A 726-nucleotide genomic window follows, 5' to 3' on the forward strand; every position below is an offset into this window, starting at 1 on the left:
TCTCGGCGAGAACGTCTCCCGCGATCGAGGCGCCTTGCGAGTATCCGAGAACCAGCAGGTCCGAGTCGGGGCAGGTGCTGTGTCGGACGGTGATGGTCTGGCGGAGTCGCTGATGCCCGATCTGCTTCGACCTGTCGTAGGCGACGGCACCGTCGTCGTCTATGCCGTCGAAATCGTCGCTCGAGCCGGTACCCGGCATCGGTACGACCACTGCGGGGTACCGGATGTGTTCGACCACCGTGCCGGGAACCTCGTAGCGAGCGGAGATCTCCGCCAGGGGGGATTCCGGATCGATCGAGTCGAGGGTCTCGAAGCCGCGGGTGCCGTCGACGGCGAGAACGTATCGTTCAGGGCAGTTGCGGGCCGGGTCGGCGGACGCGGAGCCGACCGGACCCGCGACGCTCAGTCCTGCGGTAAACAATCCTGCGGTGAGCAGGCCGACGGCACGGCGGCGTCTGCGATCGATCCGGGACATGCGCGATTCTCCTCGTGTGTCCCCGACAGACAACAATCGACGTCGATGATATCGATGTCTCCTTTGTTCGGCATGGTGAGGGTGCGCGATCTCGGTGACGGTCGGAGAATATCTGCACGATGTGAACGGAACATCGTCATCGAGGTCGCGAGGCTTCGGCCGGAACCGTTCACGTAGCTCGATCCCGCAGTACACCGACGAAGCGGTCCGAGACCGGGTCCGTCCCTAGATCGCCGAGATCAACGACCTCC

1 protein-coding gene is annotated in these 726 nt (G+C 64.3%); it reads right to left on the reverse strand.

The window, feature by feature from the left end:
* The coding region (locus tag R1101_RS0124910) for a cutinase family protein (protein ID WP_016935820.1) at positions 1–475 on the reverse strand (475 nt) is incomplete at its 3' end.
* Positions 476–726: the final 251 nt, after the last annotated feature.

Source organism: Rhodococcus sp. R1101, assembly GCF_000278445.1.
Taxonomy (GTDB): domain Bacteria; phylum Actinomycetota; class Actinomycetes; order Mycobacteriales; family Mycobacteriaceae; genus Rhodococcus; species Rhodococcus gordoniae.